General features: G+C 77.2%; 1 protein-coding gene. It reads right to left on the minus strand.

Translation table 11 applies throughout. The features are described 5' to 3' along the window. Positions 1-31: 31 nt before the first annotated feature. Positions 32-720: polysaccharide deacetylase family protein (locus tag EBH09_RS32605; RefSeq protein ID WP_153182753.1), on the minus strand; the 689-nt coding region annotated here is incomplete at its 5' end.

Consider the following 720-nt stretch of genomic DNA (forward strand, 5'->3'; position numbering starts at 1 on the left):
CCCGCTCACCCGGCCCCTTCCTCCGGCCCGCTCACCGCACCGCACCCGGCCGCCCCGCCCGTTCGCCACGCCCGGGCCCGGGCCCGACTCCCGCGCCCGACCCCGCGCTGGCTCTCCCGACGCCCCACTCCTCCGCCCCGATCACCCCGTGCTCGCCCAGCGGCCCCACCGCCCACCCCTCCTCGCGGCAGTCGCGCACGATGTCGGGGAGGGCACCGAGGGCGGCCCGCCAGCTGCCCGGGGCGGAGACGTGGTCGGTGTCGTGGAGCATGATCGTGCCGCCCCCGCCCAGGTCCGCCGCCACGGTCGCCCGTACCGAGGCGGGCGTGGCGTCCTGCCGCCAGTCCTTGCCCCACGCAGTCCACAGCACCGGCCGCGTTCCGGCCCGGCGGGCGGCGGCCCAGCGCCCGGAGGTGAGGATGCCGTAGGGCGGGCGGTACCAGCGTGGGACGCGTCCGGCGGCCTCGCCCACCACGTGGACGGCACGCGTCAGCCCGTGTGCGTCCCGGGCCGGTGACGGCAGCCAGGGGCGGTCGTGCGACCAGCCGTGGACGGCGAGTTCGTGCCCCCGCCGGGCCAGTTCCAGGGCCGTCTCCGGGTGGCGTACGACGTTCTCGCCCAGGACGAAGAACGTGGCGCGTACGCCGAGAGCGTCCAGTACGTCGAGGAAGTGCGGTGTGGACGCCGGATCCGGGCCGTCGTCGAAGGTGAGGGCGATGT

It is taken from the genome of Streptomyces sp. E2N166 (assembly GCF_003671715.1).
Taxonomy (GTDB): Bacteria; Actinomycetota; Actinomycetes; order Streptomycetales; family Streptomycetaceae; genus Streptomyces; species Streptomyces thinghirensis.